General features: G+C 71.2%; 21 protein-coding genes and 1 pseudogene. 9 read left to right on the plus strand and 13 right to left on the minus strand.

The window, feature by feature from the left end; all coding sequences use genetic code 11:
* Positions 1–9: 9 nt before the first annotated feature.
* The 3 genes from ACM9LD_RS08010 to ACM9LD_RS08020 all read right to left on the minus strand — a co-directional run bounded on the left by ACM9LD_RS08010 (position 10) and on the right by ACM9LD_RS08020 (position 3,546).
* The gene (locus ACM9LD_RS08010) at positions 10–1,776 is read right to left on the minus strand and encodes a BCCT family transporter (RefSeq protein ID WP_068526128.1); all 1,767 of its coding nucleotides are present in this window, start codon (positions 1,774–1,776) and stop codon (positions 10–12) included.
* A 121-nt stretch (positions 1,777–1,897) separates the two neighbouring features.
* Positions 1,898–2,578 (minus strand): TIGR00266 family protein, encoded by a 681-nt coding sequence (locus ACM9LD_RS08015; protein ID WP_211132452.1) that lies wholly within the window; start codon positions 2,576–2,578, stop codon positions 1,898–1,900.
* A 23-nt stretch (positions 2,579–2,601) separates the two neighbouring features.
* The gene (locus tag ACM9LD_RS08020) at positions 2,602–3,546 is read right to left on the minus strand and encodes an acyl-ACP desaturase (protein WP_415676191.1); all 945 of its coding nucleotides are present in this window, start codon (positions 3,544–3,546) and stop codon (positions 2,602–2,604) included.
* A 195-nt stretch (positions 3,547–3,741) separates the two neighbouring features.
* Here ACM9LD_RS08020 and ACM9LD_RS08025 point away from each other — a divergent pair, with 195 nt between their 5' ends.
* Positions 3,742–4,389 (plus strand): response regulator transcription factor, encoded by a 648-nt coding sequence (locus ACM9LD_RS08025; protein WP_415676192.1) that lies wholly within the window; start codon positions 3,742–3,744, stop codon positions 4,387–4,389.
* Between the two features lie 5 nt (positions 4,390–4,394).
* Here the strand turns inward: ACM9LD_RS08025 and ACM9LD_RS08030 are convergent, their stop codons facing one another.
* Positions 4,395–4,643, minus strand: a complete 249-nt coding sequence (locus tag ACM9LD_RS08030; RefSeq protein ID WP_415676193.1) for a hypothetical protein — start codon at positions 4,641–4,643, stop codon at positions 4,395–4,397.
* Positions 4,644–4,726: 83 nt separating this feature from the next.
* On the opposite strand from ACM9LD_RS08030, the gene ACM9LD_RS08035 reads away from it, so the two are divergent.
* Positions 4,727–5,893, plus strand: a complete 1,167-nt coding sequence (locus tag ACM9LD_RS08035) for a GAF domain-containing sensor histidine kinase (RefSeq protein ID WP_415676194.1) — start codon at positions 4,727–4,729, stop codon at positions 5,891–5,893.
* Here the strand turns inward: ACM9LD_RS08035 and ACM9LD_RS08040 are convergent.
* The 6 genes and pseudogenes from ACM9LD_RS08040 to ACM9LD_RS08065 form a co-directional block, all read right to left on the minus strand.
* Complete coding sequence (locus ACM9LD_RS08040; protein ID WP_415676232.1) at positions 5,890–6,300, minus strand: rhodanese-like domain-containing protein; 411 nt, start codon at positions 6,298–6,300, stop codon at positions 5,890–5,892. The genes ACM9LD_RS08035 and ACM9LD_RS08040 overlap by 4 nt on opposite strands.
* Positions 6,280–6,777: pseudogene (locus tag ACM9LD_RS08045) on the minus strand (cupin domain-containing protein); the annotation flags it as partial. The gene ACM9LD_RS08040 and the pseudogene ACM9LD_RS08045, both read right to left, overlap by 21 nt.
* An 85-nt stretch (positions 6,778–6,862) precedes the next feature.
* Positions 6,863–7,837, minus strand: coding sequence for a glycine betaine ABC transporter substrate-binding protein (locus ACM9LD_RS08050; RefSeq protein WP_415676195.1), 975 nt, complete (start codon positions 7,835–7,837; stop codon positions 6,863–6,865).
* Positions 7,834–8,631: an ABC transporter permease gene (locus ACM9LD_RS08055; RefSeq protein ID WP_415676196.1), complete on the minus strand. Its 798-nt coding sequence runs from the start codon at positions 8,629–8,631 to the stop codon at positions 7,834–7,836. The genes ACM9LD_RS08050 and ACM9LD_RS08055 overlap by 4 nt, the downstream gene beginning before the upstream one ends.
* Positions 8,628–9,800 (minus strand): ATP-binding cassette domain-containing protein, encoded by a 1,173-nt coding sequence (locus ACM9LD_RS08060; RefSeq protein ID WP_415676197.1) that lies wholly within the window; start codon positions 9,798–9,800, stop codon positions 8,628–8,630. Before ACM9LD_RS08060 ends, ACM9LD_RS08055 begins: the two co-directional genes overlap by 4 nt.
* The gene (locus ACM9LD_RS08065) at positions 9,797–10,441 is read right to left on the minus strand and encodes an ABC transporter permease (protein ID WP_415676198.1); all 645 of its coding nucleotides are present in this window, start codon (positions 10,439–10,441) and stop codon (positions 9,797–9,799) included. Before ACM9LD_RS08065 ends, ACM9LD_RS08060 begins: the two co-directional genes overlap by 4 nt.
* A 116-nt stretch (positions 10,442–10,557) precedes the next feature.
* Between ACM9LD_RS08065 and ACM9LD_RS08070 the strand changes: the two genes are divergently transcribed.
* The 3 genes from ACM9LD_RS08070 to helR all read left to right on the plus strand — a co-directional run bounded on the left by ACM9LD_RS08070 (position 10,558) and on the right by helR (position 13,922).
* Complete coding sequence (locus tag ACM9LD_RS08070; protein ID WP_415676199.1) at positions 10,558–10,989, plus strand: helix-turn-helix domain-containing protein; 432 nt, start codon at positions 10,558–10,560, stop codon at positions 10,987–10,989.
* Positions 10,990–11,045: 56 nt separating this feature from the next.
* Entirely contained in the window at positions 11,046–11,621 is a 576-nt protein-coding gene (locus ACM9LD_RS08075) for a PIN domain-containing protein (protein ID WP_415676200.1), read from the plus strand.
* Positions 11,622–11,738: 117 nt separating this feature from the next.
* Positions 11,739–13,922, plus strand: coding sequence for an RNA polymerase recycling motor ATPase HelR (helR, locus tag ACM9LD_RS08080; protein WP_415676201.1), 2,184 nt, complete (start codon positions 11,739–11,741; stop codon positions 13,920–13,922).
* 18 nt (positions 13,923–13,940) lie between these two features.
* Here the strand turns inward: helR and ACM9LD_RS08085 are convergent, their stop codons facing one another.
* A complete protein-coding gene (locus tag ACM9LD_RS08085; protein ID WP_415676202.1) occupies positions 13,941–14,555 on the minus strand; it encodes a DUF1345 domain-containing protein in 615 nt (204 codons plus the stop codon).
* 48 nt (positions 14,556–14,603) lie between these two features.
* On the opposite strand from ACM9LD_RS08085, the gene ACM9LD_RS08090 reads away from it, so the two are divergent.
* Positions 14,604–15,173: a TetR/AcrR family transcriptional regulator gene (locus ACM9LD_RS08090; protein ID WP_415676203.1), complete on the plus strand. Its 570-nt coding sequence runs from the start codon at positions 14,604–14,606 to the stop codon at positions 15,171–15,173.
* Positions 15,174–15,217: 44 nt separating this feature from the next.
* Here ACM9LD_RS08090 and ACM9LD_RS08095 read toward each other — a convergent pair whose 3' ends face one another.
* Complete coding sequence (locus tag ACM9LD_RS08095) at positions 15,218–15,856, minus strand: TetR/AcrR family transcriptional regulator (RefSeq protein WP_415676204.1); 639 nt, start codon at positions 15,854–15,856, stop codon at positions 15,218–15,220.
* 197 nt (positions 15,857–16,053) lie between these two features.
* Between ACM9LD_RS08095 and ACM9LD_RS08100 the strand changes: the two genes are divergently transcribed.
* Genes ACM9LD_RS08100 through ACM9LD_RS08110 form a run of 3 tightly spaced genes read left to right on the plus strand, consistent with a single transcriptional unit; the run spans position 16,054 to position 19,482 of the window.
* The gene (locus ACM9LD_RS08100; RefSeq protein WP_415676205.1) at positions 16,054–16,848 is read left to right on the plus strand and encodes an SDR family NAD(P)-dependent oxidoreductase; all 795 of its coding nucleotides are present in this window, start codon (positions 16,054–16,056) and stop codon (positions 16,846–16,848) included.
* Between the two features lie 25 nt (positions 16,849–16,873).
* Complete coding sequence (locus ACM9LD_RS08105; RefSeq protein ID WP_415676233.1) at positions 16,874–18,004, plus strand: DUF5938 domain-containing protein; 1,131 nt, start codon at positions 16,874–16,876, stop codon at positions 18,002–18,004.
* Positions 18,001–19,482 (plus strand): class I adenylate-forming enzyme family protein, encoded by a 1,482-nt coding sequence (locus ACM9LD_RS08110; RefSeq protein WP_415676206.1) that lies wholly within the window; start codon positions 18,001–18,003, stop codon positions 19,480–19,482. Before ACM9LD_RS08105 ends, ACM9LD_RS08110 begins: the two co-directional genes overlap by 4 nt.
* 4 nt (positions 19,483–19,486) lie before the next feature.
* Here ACM9LD_RS08110 and ACM9LD_RS08115 read toward each other — a convergent pair whose 3' ends face one another.
* Entirely contained in the window at positions 19,487–20,185 is a 699-nt protein-coding gene (locus tag ACM9LD_RS08115) for a hypothetical protein (protein ID WP_415676207.1), read from the minus strand.
* Positions 20,186–20,191: the final 6 nt, after the last annotated feature.

The raw sequence follows: 20,191 nt of genomic DNA on the forward strand, positions 1-20,191 counted from the left end.
CCTCCCTGTCTACCGGGAGGTGTCGTCCTTCGGATCGATTTCGATCGGCCCGGAGTGATCGGCGTCGTAGACCTCGATCGTGACCAGCTCGCCGGTGTGCGGCGGGTGGTAGAGGTCCTCCGGGACCTCGCCGTCGGAGTAGACCGGCAGGTCGGCCGACGGGAGCACGTCCGTGCTGTCGTCGGTCACCGCGAGCGTGTTGGCGTGCCAGCGCATGCGCTCGCCGAGCTCGTCGCGGTGCGCCCGCTCGGCCACGATCAGGGGATCGTGCCAGAGGTCCATCATCAGGCCCACACACATGCCGATCATCACCACGAGGAACGGCGCGGCGGCGATGATCGCCATCTGTTTGATACCGGTCAGCGCGTCGTCACCGCTCACCCAGAGCAGCAGTGCCGCAACGCTACCGGTGAGCACGCCCCAGAAGATGGTGATGAGCCGGTTCGGTTCCTCGGCGCCGCGCTGCGACAGGGTGCCCATCACGATGGACGCCGAGTCCGCGCCGGAGACGAAGAAGATGCCGACCAGCAGCACCACGAGGAAGGCGGTGATCGTGGGCCAGGGCAGGTTGCCGAGGACGTCGAAGAGCAGGACCTCCTCGTTCGCCGCCTTGCTCACTTCGAGGCCCGCCTGCTCCTGGTGGATCGCGGTGCCGCCGAAGACGGCGAACCACACCAGCGAGACCAGGGTGGGCACGGCCATGACGCCGATCACGAACTCGCGGATGGTGCGGCCGCGGGAGATCTTCGCGAGGAACAGGCCCACGAACGGGGTCCAGCTAACCCACCAGGCCCAGTAGAAGATGCTCCAGGTGGCGAGCCACTCGCCGGCCTCGGGCTCGTTGGCCGCGGACCGGGCGGACATGTCCATGAAGTCGGCCGCGTACGCGCCCATCGACGTGGGCAGCAGGTTCAGGATGAACACGGTGGGGCCGACCACGAAGACGAAGAGCGCGAGCACGAGGGCGAGCACCATGTTGGTGTTCGAGAGCCACTGGATGCCCTTGGCGACGCCCGAGACCGCGGAGGCCACGAAGGCCAGCGTCAGGACGGCGATGATCGCGACGAGCAGCAGCTTGCTGGAGCCGTCGTCCGCCCAGCCGAGCCGCTCGAGGCCGGCACCGACCTGCGCGGCACCCAGTCCCAGCGAGGCCGTGGTGCCGAAGAGCGTGGCGAAGATGGCGAGGATGTCGATCACCCGGCCGCCCACGCCGTGCCCGCCGGTGCGGTTGAAGATCGGCGCGAACACCGAGCTGATCAGCTGGCTGCGCCCGCACCGGTAGGTGCTGTAGGCGATCGCGAGGCCGACCACCGCGTAGATGGCCCACGGGTGGAAGCCCCAGTGGAACATGGTGGTCGCCATCGCGACGGCCACGTCGTGGCCGTTCATGCCGGGAGGCGCGCCCACGTAGTGGGCGATCGGCTCGGCGGCGCCGAAGAACATGAGGCCGATGCCCATGCCCGCGCTGAACATCATCGCGATCCACGACACGGTCTTGAACTCGGGCCGTTCCCCGTCGCGCCCCAGGGGGATGCGACCGAAGCGGGAGAAGGCCAGAAAAGCTGCGAAAAGGACGAAGAAGCTGGCTGAGATGAGGAACAGCCAACCCAAATCGGTGATGATCCAATTGAGGACATCGGAGGTCGTCTGCTTCAACCCGTCCGAATCCAGGAAACCCCAGAGGACGAACGCCAGGACCACGGCGGCCGTCACACCGAAAACGACCCAGTCGGTCGTCCGGCGATGGTCTCCTGTCTTATTAGTTACAGTAGCCATGATCCCACTAGATCACAGTGGTCATGGCATTGGTCAAATCTCCGGGGAAGTCCCCCGGGCCCGATCGCGCCGAACTAGACTGCCCGACCTGCAGGTTCGTGCGCTGCAGGAATCCGTCCGGTCAGGCCGACGGCGCCACCGACCGGATCCAGCTCTCGAGGCCCCGCGGGTTGCGGGTCTGCAGCAGCACCCGGCCGGGGCCGGTGAATTCGAAGACCATCCCCTCGCCGGACTTCATCGACTGGATCCACTTCCCCTGCACGGCGCGGCGCATGGAGAACTGCATGTTCAGGTCGTAGGCCACCACGTGGCCGGTGTCGATCACCACCTGCTCGCCCGGGCGGAGGTCGATGACGTCGATGGCCCCGTAGCAGGCGACGAGCACCTCGCCCTGGCCCGCGGCCTGCAGGCCGAAGGCGCCCTCGCCGCCGAAGAAGGTCTTCGCGCCACCGAACTGCGTGGTGGTCTGCACGCCGTGGGAGCTGGCGAGCCAGCCGCCGCGCGTCACGTAGTAGGGCCGGTCCGGCTGGATCTGCAGCACGGCGACGTCGCCGGGCAGCGTGCCCGCGATGTCGACCCAGCCGCCCTGCTGCGGCGCGGTGAAGGTGGAGACGAAGAAGGACTCGCCCGAGAGCAGGCTGCGCTTGAGGCCCTGCATGATGCCGCCCTGCGCCTGCGACTGCAGGTTCATCCCGGCGGAGTGCGCCACCATGGCGCCCGATTCCACGGTCATCGGCTCGTTCGGCGCCAGCTGGCACCGGGCCATGGTGAACGACGGGTTGTGACGGAGCTGTACCTGCATGCCGCCAATCTAGCCGAATCCGGTCACCCGGCGACACGCTCCCGGCGGCGGGCGTCGCGCTCGAGGGCGCGGTCCCGGGCGGCCTCGAACTTCGCCGCCCGGACGTCCAACTCGTCGACGAAGTCGCCGATCAGGTCGCGCATCCGCGCGGCCTCGCCCGACAGGTCGGTGCGCTCGAGCAACCCCCAGTGGCGCAGCACCGGCACCACCACGGCGTCGCGGTGCTGGCGCAGGTCGTAGATGCCGCTCTTGGCCATGAGGACGGCGTCGCGCCGGAAGTGCGGCAGCGCCGCGCCGGGCATCTGGAAGTTGGTGAGCACGGCGTGGATCGCCGCCAGGGCCTGCGCCGGCGCGACCTCGATCGCGGCGCCGAGGATGTTGCGGTAGAAGAGCATGTGCAGGTTCTCATCGGCCGCGACGCGGGCCAGCATCCGGTCGGCGACGGGGTCGTCGCAGACCGCGGCGGTGTTGCGGTGGCTGATCCTGGTCGCGAGCTCCTGGAAGGTCACGTAGCTCACCGACAGCAGCATCGAGTTCATCCCGGGCGCGAAGCCGTGCTGCATCTGCGTCATGCGCAGGTCCTCGAGTTCGACGGGATCCACTCCACGGGTCACGGTGAGGTAGTCGCGCAGCACGATCGAGTGCCGTGCCTCCTCCGCGGTCCACCGGTGCACCCAGTAGCCCCAGGCCCCGTCGAGGGTGAAGTTCTCGGCGATCTCGCGGTGGTAGCTCGGAAGGTTGTCCTCGGTGAGCAGATTCATCACCAGCGATGCCCGGGCGACGGGCGACAGCGCGGAGTCGCTCTCCCGGAAGTCCTCGCCACCGAGCGCGGCGAAGTCGCGGCCGCGGCTCCACGGCACGTAGTCGTGCGGGTGCCAGTCGACCGCCTGCCGCAGGTGCCGGTCGACCTCCCGCTCGGCGGTCTCCGAGAGCTCGTACAGCAGTTCCAGGTCGGTCAGATCACTCATGGTTCCCAGCCTGGCGCGGCGCGGCCAGCGCGGGCAGTGGCGATGGTCCCCGAGGATGTCCCGATCGACGCCGCGGCGTTGCGTCACCGCAGGTGGGGACGTGCGTACCGGCCCGCCCGGGACGTATGTCCCGACCTCGTCCGCCGACGGTCCGCCGAGGAGTGCACCCGCCCCGCGCGGGCCTACGCTGAGGGCATGTCCTCGGTATTCCTCGTCGACGACCACGAGATCGTCCGGCGCGGCCTGGCCGACCTCCTCGCCTCAGACGGCAGCCACACCGTGGTGGGCGAGGCGTCGACGGTCCGCGAGGCGCTCGCCCGCATCCCCGCCGTGCGCCCCGACGTCGCGGTGGTCGACGTGCGCCTGCCCGACGGGTCGGGCATCGATCTCGTCCGCACGCTCCGTGAGCAGGTGCCCGACCTGCCCTGCCTCGTACTCACCTCGTACTCCGACGACGAGGCCCTGCTCGACGCGATCACCGCGGGCGCGCAGGGCTACGTGCTCAAGCAGATCCGCGGCACCGAGCTGGTCTCGGCGATCCGCACCGTCGCGGCCGGCGGATCCCTCCTCGACTCGGCGAGCACGGCCCGGGTGCTGCAGCGGATCCGCCGGGACCAGACCGCGCCGCCGGCCCCGTCGGGTCTGACCGGGCAGGAGGAGGCGGTGCTCGAGCTGCTCGCCGAGGGACTGACGAACAAGCAGATCGCGGAGCGGATGTTCCTGGCGGAGAAGACCGTCCGCAACCACGTCACCGGCATCCTGGCGAAGCTCGGCGTGGAGAACCGGGTGCAGGCGGCCCTGCGCGCGGCGCAGTGGCGCGACGCGGGCGGAGCGCGGCGATGAGCGCCTCAGGCCAGCGCCGCACGGGCCTGCCGCCACGCGTCGACGGCGGGGGTGCCGCGCTGCACGGCGCGTTCGGCGAGCAGCCGGCCCAGGAGCCGGCACACCAGGTACTCCCAATCCAGGTCGTCGAGGGACGCGGTCGTGCGCACCTCGTTCCAACGGGAGAGGCGGCCGGTGTAGGCGGCCTCGGCGAGATCCACGACGAGGGTGCGCACGTCGGACCGGTCCAGCGGGTCGATGTCGATTCCGTTCACGCCGCCCAGCGTGGCGGCCGGAGGGGCTCCGCGCCAGGGACGTTCGTCCCGACGGTGCTCCCCCGTCGGCGGGGAGCGGTCCGGTGACGGCGGAGCACGGCGCCGACGCGCCGCGTCGGGACGCCGACCTGCAGGACATCCTCAGCGCGGTGATGGTCGTGGCGCAGGGATTGGACCTGCCCGCGACGGTCCGCCGCATCGTCACCTCGGCGATGGCGCTGGTCGACGCGCGGTACGGCGCCGTGGGCGTGAGCAACGACGACGGCTCGCTGCAGGAGTTCATCTACGTCGGCGTCGACGCGGAGGCGGCGGCGCTGATCGGCGATCCGCCGTGCGGCCGCGGCCTGCTCGGCTACCTCCTCGAGGTGCAGCAGCCCGTCCGGATCGCGGAGCTCTCCGAGCACCCGTCCTCGGTCGGGTTCCCGCCGAACCATCCCCCGATGCACAGCTTCCTGGGCGCGCCGATCATCGTCGGCGGAGAGCTGTTCGGCTGCATCTACCTGGCGGAGAAGGCCGACGGGGCCCCGTTCACCGCCGGCGACGCGAAGGCGATCGAGATCTTCGCCGCCGCCACGGCCGTCGCCATCGACAACGCCCAGATGCACGCGGAGACCCTGCGCCAGCAGCAGCGGCTCGGCGAGCTCCAGGTCATCGAGGAACGCGAGCGGATCGGCCGGGATCTGCACGACCACGTGATCCAGCGGATCTTCGCCGCAGGCCTCGGACTGCAGGTGGCGCGCGCCGCCGCGGCCGACGAGCCCGTCCGCGAGCGGCTCGACGCGGCGATCGGGGAGCTCGACCGCACGATCGCCGACATCCGCTCGACCATCTTCGAGCTGTCCACCGACGGGAGCGGGCTCCGGAGCCGCCTGGTCCGGGCGGTGCGGGCGGTCGCGCACGGCGGCGGCGCGTCCGTCGACGTCGGCTTCTCAGGACCCGTGGAGAGCGCGGTCGGCGACGACGGCCTCGCCCGCGACCTGGAGGCGGTGGTGACGGAGAGCGTCTCCAACGCGGTGCGTCATTCGGGCGGCACCCGCGTCACCGTGACGGTCATCGCGAGCGGCGACGCGGTCACCGTGGAGGTCACCGACGACGGGACGGGCATCCCCGACGGCGGCCGGCGGAGCGGGCTGCGGAACCTCGCCACGCGCGCAGAACTGCGGGGCGGCACCGTCGACCTGCTGCCCGCGGATGCGAATGCCGAGCGGCCCGGCACCGTCGTGCGGTGGTCCGTGCCGCGACCGTCCTAGCCCGAGGTCGGAGCGGCGGGCGCGGACGACAGCGCCTTGTACCCGCCCGCCAGGTCGGCGGCGCGGTGCAGCCCGATGTCGCGCAGGGCGGCGGCGGCGAGGGAGCTGGAGTAGCCCTCCTGGCACATCACGATCCACCGCACGTCCCACCCGGTGGCCTCGGGGATGCGGGCGTCGGACGACGGATCGAGCCGCCATTCGAGCACGTTCCGCTCGATGATCAGGGCACCGTCGACCTCACCCTCGGCGGCGCGCTGCGCCGCGGGCCGGGTGTCGACGAGGATCGCGCCGGCGTCCAGCTCGGCCCGTAGGTCGGCGGCCTCGACGCGGTCGATGCGGTCCCGCGCGCTCGCCAGGAGCTCGTCGATGCCGCGCCCGCCGGTGGGGCCCTCGGGTTCGTCGGTCAGTTCGCTGCGCACCCTGCGGAGCCTACCGCCGGGCGTCACCTCGTAGAACGACATCGCGGTCAGCGGCGGGGAGTAGGCGTGCACGGAGAGGGTGGGCGTGGCCGCCTCGCCCGTCGCCGCGTCGTGGGCGTCGGCGTGCCGGGTCACGTCGTGCACCCAGCCGCGGTCGAAGGAGGCCTGCCCGCCGGCGTCGATCCGCCGCTCCCGCAGGGCCTCCCCGTCCCAGCTGCGCTCCGCGAGCGCGCCCGAGACCACGGTGAGCGCGCCCAGCGAGCCGGCGTGGTCGTGGAGCTCCGTCGAACGCTCGGGCACCCAGCTGATGAGCCAGACGTCCACATCGTCGTCGCCCCACAGTCGGGTCGACCACCGCTCCCCCACCGGCCAGTCGGTGGGGATCACGCGGTCGTAGTCACCGGCACACACCTTGGCGGCCTCGGTCGCGGTGAGCGCCAGCAGGTCCGGTGCGGTATCGGTCATGCGCTTCAGTGTCGGACGGGGCGCGCACCGGGTGAACCCTTCCGCTCACCGCGACCGAAAGCGCCTCCCCGGTCGGGGCCGGCGATCAGCGGACGAGGCCCACCTTCTTGAGCCAGGTCGCCGCCACGTCGGCGGGGTCGCGGCCCTCGATGTCGATCTGCCCGTTGAGCTCCTGCATGGTCTCGTTGGTCAGTAGGCGGCTGACCTTGCCGAGCACGTCCTTGATCGCGGGGTACTTCGCCAGTGCGTCGGTACGCACCTCCGGCACACCGTCGTAGGGCAGGAAGAACTTCCGGTCGTCCTCGAGCAGCTGCAGCCCGAGCTTCCGGATGCGGCCGTCGGTGGCGTAGACGTCGCCCGCGAGGCAGGTGCTGCCGGAGATCGCGGAGTAGATCACGCCCGCGTCCATCGTGGTGATGGTGTTCGCCGGGGTGCCGCTGCCGAGCGGCACCTCGTACTTCTCCAGCAGTCGCCCCAGTCCGTCGGGGCGCGACTGGAACTCGGGGTCCACGCACAGCGAGCGCTGCGCCGGCGGCAGCCGGAACAACTCGCTCAGCGTGTTCAACTTCAGCTGCGCCTTCTGCGCCGGCGTGACCGCGAAGGCGTAGGTGTTGTTGAACGGGGCCGGGGTGAGGACCTCGATCCCGTTCGCCCGCTCGGCGTCGCGGACCCGGGTCCACAGCGCCGTGGAGTCGCTGATGGTCTCGGTCTGGCCGAGGTAGCTGACCCAGATGGTGCCGGTGTACTCCCACGAGACGTCGGCGGCGCCGCTCGTCATCGCCTGCCGGGAGGACATCGAGCCCGGCGCGTTGGTGAGGTCGGTGATCTCGGCCCCCGCGGCCTGCAGGATCGTCGTGCTGATCTTGCCGAGCAGGATGCCCTCGGAGAAGGACTTCGAGGTCACGGAGATCTTCGCGCCCGCCAGCGGCGTCTGACCGTCCGCGGGTTCGGCGTGGACGAAATGGCCCGACGAGCTCTCCAGGCCGCATCCGGCGAGGACGAGCGACAGGGCGGCCACCACGGGCAGCAGTGCGCGCCGCACGCGCGCCCGCCGGGTCACGCGGTCACCCCGCGCAGGCCGCGCGGCGCCAGCAGGTACTCGGCGAGCCGGGCCAGCCAGTCGATGGCGAGCGCGAGCAGGGCGACCAGCAGCGCGCCGGAGAACAGCAGGGCGGGCAGGTACAGGGTGACGCCGGTGGTGATGAGCACGCCCAGCCCGCCGGCGCCGATGAAGGTGCCGAGGGTCGCGGTGCCGACGAGGATGACGAGAGCCGTGCGCACGCCGTGCAGGATCACCGGCACCGACAGCGGCAGCTCCACCCGAAGGAGGGTCTGGAAGGCCGAGAAGCCCTGGCCGCGCGCGGCTTCGATCACCCGGTCGTCCACCTGGCGGAGGCCGGTGACGGTGTTCTGCAGGATCGGGAGGACCGCGTACACGACGAGCGCGGCGACCGCGGTGCGGAAGCCGGTGCCGAACCACATGGCGAACAGCACGACCATGCCCAGTACGGGCGCGGCCTGGCCGACGTTGGCGAGGGCGACGATGACGGGCCCGACGCGGGCGAACCGCTTGCGCGTGACCAGGATCCCCAGGGGGATCGCGATGAGCACCACGAGCACGGCCGAGACCACAGTGAGCTGGATGTGCTCCCACACCGAGCCGCCCAGCTCGGACCACTGCAGCTGCACCGCCTCGGTCTCCGAGAAGTCCTGGCTCGCGTGCCAGATCAGATAGCCGACGAAGCCGACCACCACGAGCAGCGGTTCGAGGATCAGGTCGATCGGCACGCCGCCCGCGAACCGCGGCGTGGGCCCGACGCGCGCCTCCCTGGGCGCCTTGGCCGCGGCGGTCACGACGGGGCCGCCCGGTAGGTGTCGGCGGCCTGTTCCGGGTTGGCGATGGCCTGCCGCTCCCGGATCCGCTGCGCGACCTGCTCGATGGTGAGCGCGCCGATCACCTTGCCGCGCTGCGTGACCAGTACGCCGCCCTGACTGGCGGCCAGCATCACGTCGAGCGCGTCGGCCAGGGTCGCGGTGCGCTCGGCGACGGGCAGCCGCTGGTCGACGTAGGTCGAGACGACGGGTTTGCTCAGCACCTCGGACACCGAGGGCCAGGCGCGCGGCCGGTCCTCCTCGTCGACCACGACGACCCAGCTGAGCTTGGCCTCCTTGGCCCGCGCGGCCACCTCCTCCGACGGGTCGCCGGGGCGGGCGAGCACGACGGGGGCGCTGGGGATCTCGCCGACGGAGCTGAGCGAGAGGTGCTTGAGGGTGGCGCCCGAGCCGACGAACTCCTCGACGAAGGCGTTGGCCGGCGCCGTCAGGATCTCCTCGGGCGTGCCGAACTGCTCGATCTGGCCGCCCTCGGAGAGGATCAGCACCCGGTCGCCGAGCTTGATCGCCTCGTCGACGTCGTGGGTGACGATGACGATGGTCTTGTGCAGCTCCTCCTGGATCGCGAGGAGCTGGTCCTGCAGCCGCACGCGGGTGATGGGATCCACCGCGCCGAAGGGCTCGTCCATGAGGAGGACCGGCGGGTCGGCCGCCAGCGCGCGTGCGACGCCGACGCGCTGCTGCTGGCCGCCGGACATCTCCTTGGGGAACCGACCCCGGAAGACGTCGGGGTCCAGCCCGACCAGTTCGAGCAGCTCGGTGACGCGGGCGCGGGTGCGCGCCTTGTCCCAGCCGAGCAGGCCCGGCACCGCGCCGATGTTCTTCTCGACGGTCCAGTGCGGGAACAGGCCGCCGGCCTGGACCACGTAGCCGATGCCCTGCCGGAGGCCGTCGGCGTCCGCCTTGGTGACATCCGTCCCGCCGATGAGCACCCGCCCCGAGGTGGGCTCGATCAGCCGGTTGATCATCTTCAGCGTGGTGGTCTTGCCGCAGCCCGAGGGCCCGACGATCGCGACGGTCTCGCCCGCCTCGATGACGATGGACAGCTCCTTGACCGCCGGCTTCTCCTGCCCGCGGTAGCGCTTGATCACCTTCTCCAGCTCGATGGCAACGCCCGTGGTTTGACTCATCGCAGTCCCTTCGAGACGGTGAAGCGGCCCAGGAGCACCAGCAGACCGTCGAGTACGAGCGCGACGGCCACCACGAGAACGGTGCCCACCAGCGCGGATTCGAGTGCACCGGCGCCGCCGAGGCGGGCGAGGCCGGAGAAGATCAGGGAGCCCAGGCCCGGGCCGAGCACGTAGGCGACCACCGTCGCGACGCCGACCACGAGCTGCGTGCTCACCCGGATGCCGGTGAGGATCACGGGCCACGCGTTCGGCAGTTCGACGGTGGCGAGCACCCGCCAGCGCGGCATGCCCAGGCCGCGGGCCGCCTCGACCAGCGCCGGGGGCACCGCCTGCAGCCCGACGATCGCGCTGGTCAGGATCGGCAGCGTCGCGTAGAAGGCGAGCATCGTGACCGACGGGGTGACGCCCAGCCCGAACACGATGAGCAGCAGCGCGAGCAGCGCGAGGGAGGGCACCGTCATCCCGACGGAGGCGACGGCGGTGGCGAACGCGGCCCCCGCGCGCGAGCGGTACACCAGGGCTGCGATCGCAAGCGCGATGACCGCCCCGATCACCACGCACTGGATCACCAGGGAGGCGTGTTGATAGGTGAGGAAGCCGAGCTGACCCCCACGACCGTCGAGGAATCTTCGGAGGTCCACTCGTCCGAACCTACAGACGAAGCGGGATTCGCGCGCGGTTCGCGTCAGAGTGGCCGGAATGCTGTTGCACTTATAAGTGCAACTCGGTAGGCTGGGCGGACGAGGAGGTGGTCAGGGTGGCTACGACACTCCGGCGGTCCATCACCACAGATGCGGTCACCATCGAGCAAGCCAGAGATCTGTCCCTGCAGGTCACGACGCACGCTCAACCCATCACTGTGGCGTCCGAGGGCTCCGAGCCCGTCGTCGTGCCGCGGGAACTGGCGGACCTGCTCAAAGAGGTGATCGCCGCGATGTCGACCGGGAGCACGATCACCATCGGCTCCATACCGAAGGAGATGTCGACCACCGAAGCAGCACGCCAGCTGGGCATCTCCCGGCCCACCCTGATGAAGCTCGTTCGCGCGGGCACCATTCCTTCGCACATGGTCGGCAGCCACACCAGGCTGCTCTCGTCGGATGTCCTGGCCCACATCGAGCGGGATCGCCTCGAACGTCGCCGAGCGCTGGACGAGCTCCGCGAACTCGACGACGAGATAGGGCTGTAGCGGGGCTTGCCGGCCGAGTGGACCCTCGCGGCGTGTGCAACCGCTAGGGTCCACTCATGGCTCCGTCGAATCGAATCCTCCTCGACGCGAACGTGTTCTACTCACGAACGCTTCAGGACTGGTTCTCGATGATCAGCCTGCACCGGTCCGGACTCATCACGGTGATGTGGACCGAGGACATCCTCGCTGAGGCTCGTTACCACCTCCGGCGCGACAACCCGGAGATTCCGGATGGTGCGCTCACCACCCGATTCGACCGGATCCGCAAGATCCACGGTGGGAGCCGCATCGACGGATTCGACATCTCCCACAAAGGCCACCCCGACCGCCACGACTGGCACGTCGTGAACGCGGCGATCCACGGAAGCGTCGACTATCTCGTCACCGACGATACGAAATTCCAGTCCCTCATCAACGATGACGACCTGACCTTCGAACCACACACGCCGGACAGTGTGCTCGTCTTGATCGACGACTCGGCGCCGTCTGTGATCCGCGATGTCACCATCGAGCAGCAGGAGTACTGGACGCGCAAGCCGGGGTATTCCTCGCTCCCGGTTGCCTTGCGGAACGCCGGCAGTCCGCGGTTCGCCGAACGGATTCGTCGCCACCTGCAGGCCGTCTACTGCTGACGCGCGGCGCGAGTTCTCTTTCCCTCTTCAACTTATAACGCACACGGGGCCTTGCCGCAAGGCCCCGTGGAGGGCGCATACTCGCTGGCCGGATCCGATTTCTTGCGAGGTGGGTGCATGTCTGAATACGAGAACGAGCTGGCATCGGAGCGCGATTACGTGGCGGGGTTGTACGCGCGGCTGGATGCCGAGCGGGACCGGGCGCGCCGACGGTACGCCGACGCGCTGCGCGACCACGAGGGCCGGGCCGTGGACCGGGAGGGCGACGTGATGACCTCGGCGCGAGAGGTGCGGCGGCTGAGCGTCGCCGAGGAGGGGCTGGCCTTCGGCCGGCTCGACGGGGAGCCGGACGGCACCGTCGGGACGCGGTACGTGGGACGCCTGGGCCTCTTCGACGACGAGGACGGCGACAGGGAGCTGCTGCTGGACTGGCGGGCCCCGGCGTCGCGGCCCTTCTACACGGCGACGGGCGCGCACCCGGAGGGCGTGCACCGACGGCGGCAGTTCCTCAGCGACGGCCGCGCGCTGACCGCGTTCACCGACGAGATGCTGGGTCGCCCGGGTGCCGACGCCCGCGGTGATGCGGCCCTCTTGGCCGCGGTCAACGCGCCGCGCGGGGAGGGGATGCGCGACATCGTCGCGACCATCCAGGCCGATCAGGACCGGATCATCCGCTCCGACAACCCGGGCGTCACCGTGATCGAGGGCGGCCCCGGCACCGGCAAGACGGTGGTGGCGCTGCACCGGGTGGCGTACCTGCTGTACACGCAGCGGGCGCGGTTCGAGCGGCACGGCGTGCTGGTGGTGGGCCCGAACACCTCCTTCCTGCAGCACATCGGGCGGGTGCTGCCCTCGCTCGGCGAGTCCGACGTGGTCTTCGCGACCCCGGCGACGCTGTACCCGGGCGTCACGGCTCGCGCGGAGGACGCGCCGGCTGTGGCGCGGATCAAGGGCGCGGCCGCGATGGCCGACGTGCTCGCCGCCGCGGTCGCGGATCGTCGCACCCTGCCGGAGACGCCGGTCTCCATCGGGCTCGGCGACGCGACGGTGCGGATCGAGGCCGACGTGGTCGGCTGGGCCCGCGACGAGGCGCGCGACAGCGGGCGGCCGCACAACCAGGCGCGTGCGGTCTTCCTCGACGTGCTGACCTGGGCGATCACCGAGCGGGCGCTGGGCCGGATCGGGAAGCAGTGGCTGCGCCGCGAGGACACGCGGGCGTGGGAGGAGATGCGCGGCAGCATGCTCGCGGACCTCGCGGTGGACGGGACGTTCCGGCGCACCGTCGACGCGCTGTGGCCCATGCTCTCCCCCGAGGCCCTGCTCGCGGACCTGCTGAGCTCGCCCGAGCGGCTCGCCGCGGCGGGCGCGGACCCGTCGCTGCTGCGGTCCGACGGTGCCGCCTGGACCGTGTCCGACGTGCCCCTGCTGGACGAGCTCGCGGAGCTGCTCGGCCCGCACGAGGCGCAGGACGACGCGGCCGCCGCCGCGGCCCGGAAGGAGCAGGCGGAGTTCGCGGAGGGCGTGCTGGATTCGCTGGTGTCCCGGTCGGATTCGATGGACGACGAGGACCACCTCTTCGCGACCGACCTGCTGTACGCCGACGACCTGGCCGGGCGGTTCGAGGAGCGGGACACCCGCGACCTGGTGGAGCGGGCCGCGGCGGACCGGACCTGGGCGTACCGGCACGTGGTCGTGGACGAGGCGCAGGAGTTGTCGGCGATGGACTGGCGGGTCCTGATGCGGCGGTGCCCGTCCCGGTCGTTCACGGTGGTCGGCGACCTGACGCAGCGCAGCGCACCCGCGGGCGCCCGCTCGTGGGGCGAGATGCTGGACCCGTACGTCGCGGGCCGGTGGGCGTACACCGCGCTCACGGTCAACTACCGCACCCCGTCGGAGATCATGGCGGTGGCCGCGGACGTGCTGGCGGAGTTCGCACCCGGCGCCGTACCGCCGGAGTCGGTGCGCACGTCCGGGATCCGGCCGTGGGCCCGGCCCGTGACCGACGACGGGGTGGCCGGCGCGATCGACGCCTTCGTCCGGGACGAGGCGGGCCGGGAGGGCACGTCCGTCGTCATCGGGCCCGACGGTACGCCGGGCGCGGTGCCGCCGGCGGAGACGAAGGGGCTCGAGTTCGACGCGGTGCTGGTGGTGGACCCCGAGGCGATCCTCGCCGACGGCGAGCGCGGCGCGGCGGAACTCTACGTGGCGCTCACCCGCGCGACGCAGCGGCTCGGCGTGCTGCACCGCGCGCCGCTGCCGGCGTGCCTGTCCGGACTCGAGAGCCCCGTCGCGGCGTCCTGACGCCCGCGCACGGCGTGCTCAGCCTCCGCTCTTGATCCAGTCCAGCGCGATCGCCACGACGGCCGCGTTGAAGAAGAAGCTGAGCACGCTGTGCACGATCACCAGGCGGCGGGTGGAACGCCGCGTGACGGTCACGTCCGAGACCGCGAAGGACGTGCCGATGGTGATGGAGAAGTAGACGAACTCCGTGAGCTGCGGGCGCTCGCAGTCCGGGAACTGCAGGCCGCCGGCGGAGAAGTAGTCGCGGGCGTAGATCTGCGCGAACGCGGTGTGCAGGAGCAGCCACGAGAGAAGGACCGTGGCCGCGGCGACGGGCTGGAGCGCGGGATCCGGCTCGTCGCCGCGGGTGGCGATCATGAGCAGACCGCCCACCAGGCCGGAGCCGCTGACCACGACCGCGAACAGCGTGGTCTGCCAGCGCGGCGCGGCCATCAGGACCGGATCGTCCTCGCCCGCGGGGATACGGCGGCGCAACAGGAACCAGCCGGCGATCACGTAGGCGACGGCGGCCACGTTCCACACCACGAGCAGCGGCACGGCGGAACTGCCGAACACCAGGACCGCGGCCAGCCAGGCCAGGCCCAACAGGGTGAGCACCGTCTCGAGCAGGGGGACCAGGACCGACCGTCGCATGCGGTCAGCTTTCCACGGCGCCGGCTCCGCGGCGGATACCATCGCCGCATGCCCCCCGCCCGCTCCAGCCCGTCGCGCTACGTCCAGCTGCGGTTCCTGGAGGCGGGTCTGGCAGTGTTGGCCGAGCGGGGGCACGCGTCGCTCAAGCTGGCGGCGGTGTGCGAGCAGGCCGGATCGTCGACCGGGAGCTTCTACCACGCCTTTCCGAGCTGGCCGGAGTTCACATCGGCGCTCATCGCGTACTGGCGACAGACCAAGAGCGACCGGCTGATCGAGGCGGCGCGCCAGGTGCCCGACGCCTACGACCGGCTGATGTCGCTCACTCACGTCGGCCTGACGCTGCCGCACGCGACCGAGGCCGCGATCCGGGTGTGGGCGGCGCACGATCCGGAGGTGGCCCGCCATCAGGCGGAGGTCGACCTGGAGCGGCGCGATGTGATCGCGGAGACCTACGCCGAGGTGATCGGCGACCGCGAGCTCGCGGAGAAGTACGCGACCACCGCGCTGTACCTGCTCGTGGGCTACGAGAGCGGCACACTGCAATCGCTCGACACGCTCGCCTTCGCCTTCCGCACCTTCACCGACGGTGCCCTCGGCGGGCCGCCCGAGGCCGACTGAACGCGGGGCCGGGACGAGGAGGCGCGGCCGCCTGCGGGCGGGCGTCAGCGGCTCGCGCGGACCACGAGGGCGTCGAGCAGATCGAAGACCTGCGCGGTGAGGACGGCGCCGGCGCTCTCGTCACCGAGGACGCGGCGACGGACGGCGCGCTCGAAGGGCCCGTCGAGCGCGGCGTAGGTGCCCGCGGCGTCGAGGAGCGGCACACCGCCCGCGAGCTCCGAGTAGCGGCTCACGACCCGCCAGATCATCGCCTCGAGCGAGCCGTCGATCTCGCGCACGTCGTCGGTGAGCGCCGCCTCGAACATGGCCTGCGAGCGCAGGTCGTACCAGAGTTTATGGGTCGGGAGGTCGTGCTCCATGGTGGCGGCCAGCCGCTCCGCGAACCGCAGGCGCAGCGCGGCCGCGTCGTCGTCGGGACGGAGCACGTCGTCGTAGGAGGCGATGCACTCGGCCTTGTAGAGGTGCACGCAGTGCGCGATGAGCTCGAGGCGGTCGGCGAAGTAGTAGTGCAGCACGCCGTGGCTGTACTCCGAGTTCGCGGCGATCTCGCGGAGGCTGGTGCGGGCGTAGCCGAGCTCGGAGAGGGTCTTGAGCGCCGCACGGGCCAGCTCGTCGCGCTTGGCCGCGACCTTCGTGGCGTGCTTGGTGGCACCCACGGCAGCCGGCGCGATCACCTCGGTCACCCCGCACTCCCTTCCTCCGGCCGACGGCGCGCCGGCATCGTCCCAGGATAGCCCCTGTGCCGCGCCCCTGGGCGGCACCCCGAGCGAAAAGTCTTGACGAATGTCCAACATTTTTCTTGACAGTCGTCTAGATTCTGGAATGTGACGGCCACCACACGCCGCACGGACACCGATCCACCTCGATCAAGGGAGTAGTCGTGAGCGCATTCGATCTGACCGGCCGGCGGGTCCTGGTCACCGGCGGGGCACAGGGGCTCGGCGAGGGAATGGCCCGTGCGCTGACCGCCGCCGGCGCCCGGGTGATGCTGGGCGACCTGCAGGCGGACCGTGCCGCCACCGTCGCGTCCGAGCTGGGAGCCGGCAACGGCTCGGTCCACCTCGACGTCACCTCCGAGGAGAGCTGGACCGCCGCGATCGACGCCACCGTCGCGCACCTCGGCGGGCTCGACGTGGTGGTCAACAACGCCGGCGTCGAGATCACGGGCCTGCTCACCGAGATCACCGTTGAGGACGTGCGCCGCCAGCTCGACGTGAACGTGCTCGGCACGGCCCTCGGCCTCAAGCACGGACTGCGGGCCCTGCGGCCGGGCGGGGCGGCCGGTGGCGGCGGCGCCATCATCAACGTCGCCTCCGTGGCGGCGACCATCGCCTTCCCCGGCATCGCGATCTACTCCGCCAGCAAGTCGGCCATCGACCGGATGACCCGCGTGGCGGCGATGGAGGCCGGGAAGCTCGGCTACGGCGTGCGCGTCAACTGCATCTACCCCGGCCTCGTTCCCACCGAGATGGGCACCGGCCTCGCGGTCGACATGGCGAAGATCGGCCTGTTCGGCTCTGCGGAGGAGGCCGTCGAGGCGGTCGTGGGACTCACGCCCAGCGGCCGGCTCGGCGAGGTGCAGGACATGGCGGACGCCGTCGTCTTCCTCGCCTCCGACGCCTCCCGCTTCGTCAACGGGGCCGGGCTGCCCGTCGACGGCGGCATGGGCATGTGACGGAAACATCCACAGGACAAGGAGAATCATGAGCAACAAGCCGGTAGTGGTGTACGGGGCCTCGGGGTACACGGGGCGCCTCATCTGCGAGTACCTGCGCGAGTACAACGTGCCCTTCACCGCGGCGGGCCGCGACGAGGGCAAGCTGACCGCGTCGATGGAGAGGAACGTCGCGGGCATCGAGACCGCCGACTACGAGGTCGTGCAGGTCGATCACGACGTCGACTCCCTCACCGAGCTCTTCCGCGGCAGCTCCGTCGTGCTGAACACGGTGGGGCCGTTCATCAAGTTCGGCGACACGGTGGTCCAGGCCAGCTTGAACGCCGGTGCGCACTACAGCGACACCAACGGTGAGCAGGACTGGATGATCCACTGCGACGACACGTTCCATCAGCGGTACGCGGAGGCCGGCCTGCTGCTGGCGCCCGGTATCGCCCACATGTACACCACGGGCGAGATCGCGGCCCAGATCGCTCTGGAGACACCGGGGCTCGACACCCTCGACATCGCGGTCTTCTGGGGCGGCAGCCCCACCATCGCCTCCACCCGCACGATCCTCGTCAACGCGGCGGGCGGCGACGCCTTCTACCTCGAGCAGAACCAGTACGTCTCGTTCGACCCGATGCAGGGCCTGGTGCCCCTGTCCGTACCCGGGCAACACGAACTGGCGCAGTCCCTGCCGTGGGGCGGCACCTCGCACCCGGTGTGGTTCAAGCGCGATCCGCGCGTCGCGAACTGCAAGGCGCAGGGCGGCGTCTTCAACGCGGCGCTGATGAACAACGTGCCCGTGATCGTGGCGGACGCGCTCGAAGCCACGAAGGACATGTCGCCCGAGGACCGCGCCGACGCCCTCGACGCCGTCGCCGCCCAGGTGATGAATTCGATGCCGCCGCGCGAGAATCCGCGCGTGAACAAGTCGCTGGACTCCGTGCACGCCTCCGGCCCGCTGGGCCGCTCGCACGTCGTGATCCACGGCAACAGCAACTACAAGCAGACGGGCCTGCTGCAGGCCTACGCCGCGTACTCGCTGCTGCAGCAGCCGCCGAAGCGGGTCGGGCTGGCCTCGGGCTGCCAGGCCTTCGGGCACCGCGAGCTCGAGGGCGTGCTACGGACCTTCGGCCTCATCTCCGAGCCGATCGTCACGGTGCACCGATGACGGTGCGCGACCTGTCCGAGGTGCCCGCCCTCCCGGAGTTCCGGGCGGCGCGGGCACCGTCGGCCCCCGCCATCGCCGACGACCGGCTCGATCTGTCGAACGCCGAGTTCGCCGCGGCCGTCCGCACCGCCGCGATCCGGCTGGAGGAGTACGGGGTGTCCCGCGGCGATGTGGTGGGGCTGCTGCTGCCCAATCGGGTCGAGCTGGTGGTCGCCCTATTCGCTGCGTGGCGCCTGGGCGCGGCGGCCACCCCGATCAATCCCGCGCTCGCGCCGCCCGAGATCGCCTACCAGGCCGCCGATGCCGGCGCCCGCGTGCTGGTGACGGAGGCCGGCGAAGAGACCCCGGACGGCGTCGCGGCGATCGCCTGCCACGAGCTTCTCGCCGTGTCCGACGGCGAGCCGGTGGAAGCCGTCGCCGTGCGGCCCTCGGATCTCGCGCTGCTCATCTACACCGCGGGCACCACCGGGAAGCCCAAGGGCGTCATGATCACCCACGGGAACATCGCAGCGATGACGGCCTCCTTCATCGAGCACTTCTCGTTCACCGAGCGCGACCACAGCCTGCTGGTGCTGCCGCTGTTCCACGCCAACGGCGTCGTCCTCGGCACGCTCACCCCGCTGCGGGCGGGCGGCCGCGCGACGATCGTCGGCCGGTTCCGGCCGGACGAGTTCTTCCCCGCCGTGGAGCGGCACCGTCCCACCTACTTCTCCGCGGTGCCCGCGATCTACGCGATGCTCACCGCGCTGCCGGAGGAGGTGCGTCCGGATTCGTCATCGCTGCGGTTCGGAATCTGCGGCGCCGCACCGATGCCCGTCGACCTCATCGAGAGGTTCGAGTCGCGGTTCGGCGTGCCGATCGTCGAGGGCTACGGGCTGTCGGAGACCACCACCGCGTCGGCGATAAATCCGCTCGACGGGCCGCGCAAGCCCGGCACCGTCGGGCCCGCGCTCCCGGGGCAGCGGATCCGCATCGTCGACGGTGCCCTCCGCGACGTCGCGCCGGGCAAGACCGGCGAGGTGCTCATCGCCGGCAAGGTGGTGATGGCCGGGTACCTGAACCGGCCCGACGCCACCGCCGAGACGATCGTCGACGGCTGGCTGCGCACCGGCGACGTCGGCCTGCTCGACGAGGACGGCTACCTGCGGCTGGTGGATCGCGTGAAGGACATGGTGATCCGCGGCGGGGAGAACATCTACCCCAAGGAGATCGAGGCCCAGCTGTACCGGAACCCGCAGGTCTTCGAGGCCGCGGTGATCGGGCGGCCGCACGAGGTGCTCGGCGAGGTGCCCGTCGCCTACGTCTCGCTCCGCGACGGCGCGACGGTCACCGCCGACGAGCTCCTGGACGGCCTGCGCGGGGAGCTGGCGAAGGTGAAGGTCCCCGTCGACCTGATCCTGCTCGACGACGTCCCGAAGAACCCCGTCGGGAAGATCGACAAACCCACGCTCCGGCAGCGGGACCGGGCACGGGGGTAAGGAGTCAGGCGGACCGGGCGACCTTGTCGACCGCCGCGGCGACCAGCCGGTCGAACTGCGCGCGGTCGACACTCTCGCCCTGGAACGCCCGTAGCCGCACCCACACGGCGTGCTCGCCGACGCGGGCGTAGGCCACGAGGGCGCGCTGCTTCGAGAGCTGATCGTCCGGGGTCTCCTCGACGACGAGCAGCTGGTCCGCCCTGCCCCGCTCCCCGTCACGAACCGCGTACGTGGTGGTCAGCGGGGTTCCCCCGTCGTTCTGCACCACGATCCGGCACCGCTGGAAGTAGGCCGCGACCGTGGCGATGTCGGGCCGGCGCGCGACGACGGCCTCCGTGAAGGTGGACCGCCCGCCTCCGTCGCCCGCGGCGACGCCGGCGAGGGAGGGGGCGGGCTGGGCGGCCCCGTCGAACATCGACACCGGCGCGCACGCGGACGGCGAGTACGTGGTGCCCGTCGGTCGCTGCCCCGTCAGCGGGTCGAGCACGCCGCGGACCACGTCGTCGTCCATCGCGAAGTCCGCCATCGCCATCCCCGGCGGCAGGTCGGAGGCGGTGAGCACGAGGTCGCGCGGCGATGCCGCGGGCGCGGCACCGGAGCTCGACGGCGCCGCGCTCCCGTCGGCCCCCGGTCCGCTCCCACAGCCCGCCAGGGCCACCGCACCGAGGACGAGGATCGCGCAGAGACCACGTGCCGGTGTCATGGTCAG

Origin of the sequence: Tsukamurella hominis (genome assembly GCF_965137015.1) — a bacterium.
Taxonomy (GTDB): Bacteria; Actinomycetota; Actinomycetes; order Mycobacteriales; family Mycobacteriaceae; genus Tsukamurella; species Tsukamurella hominis.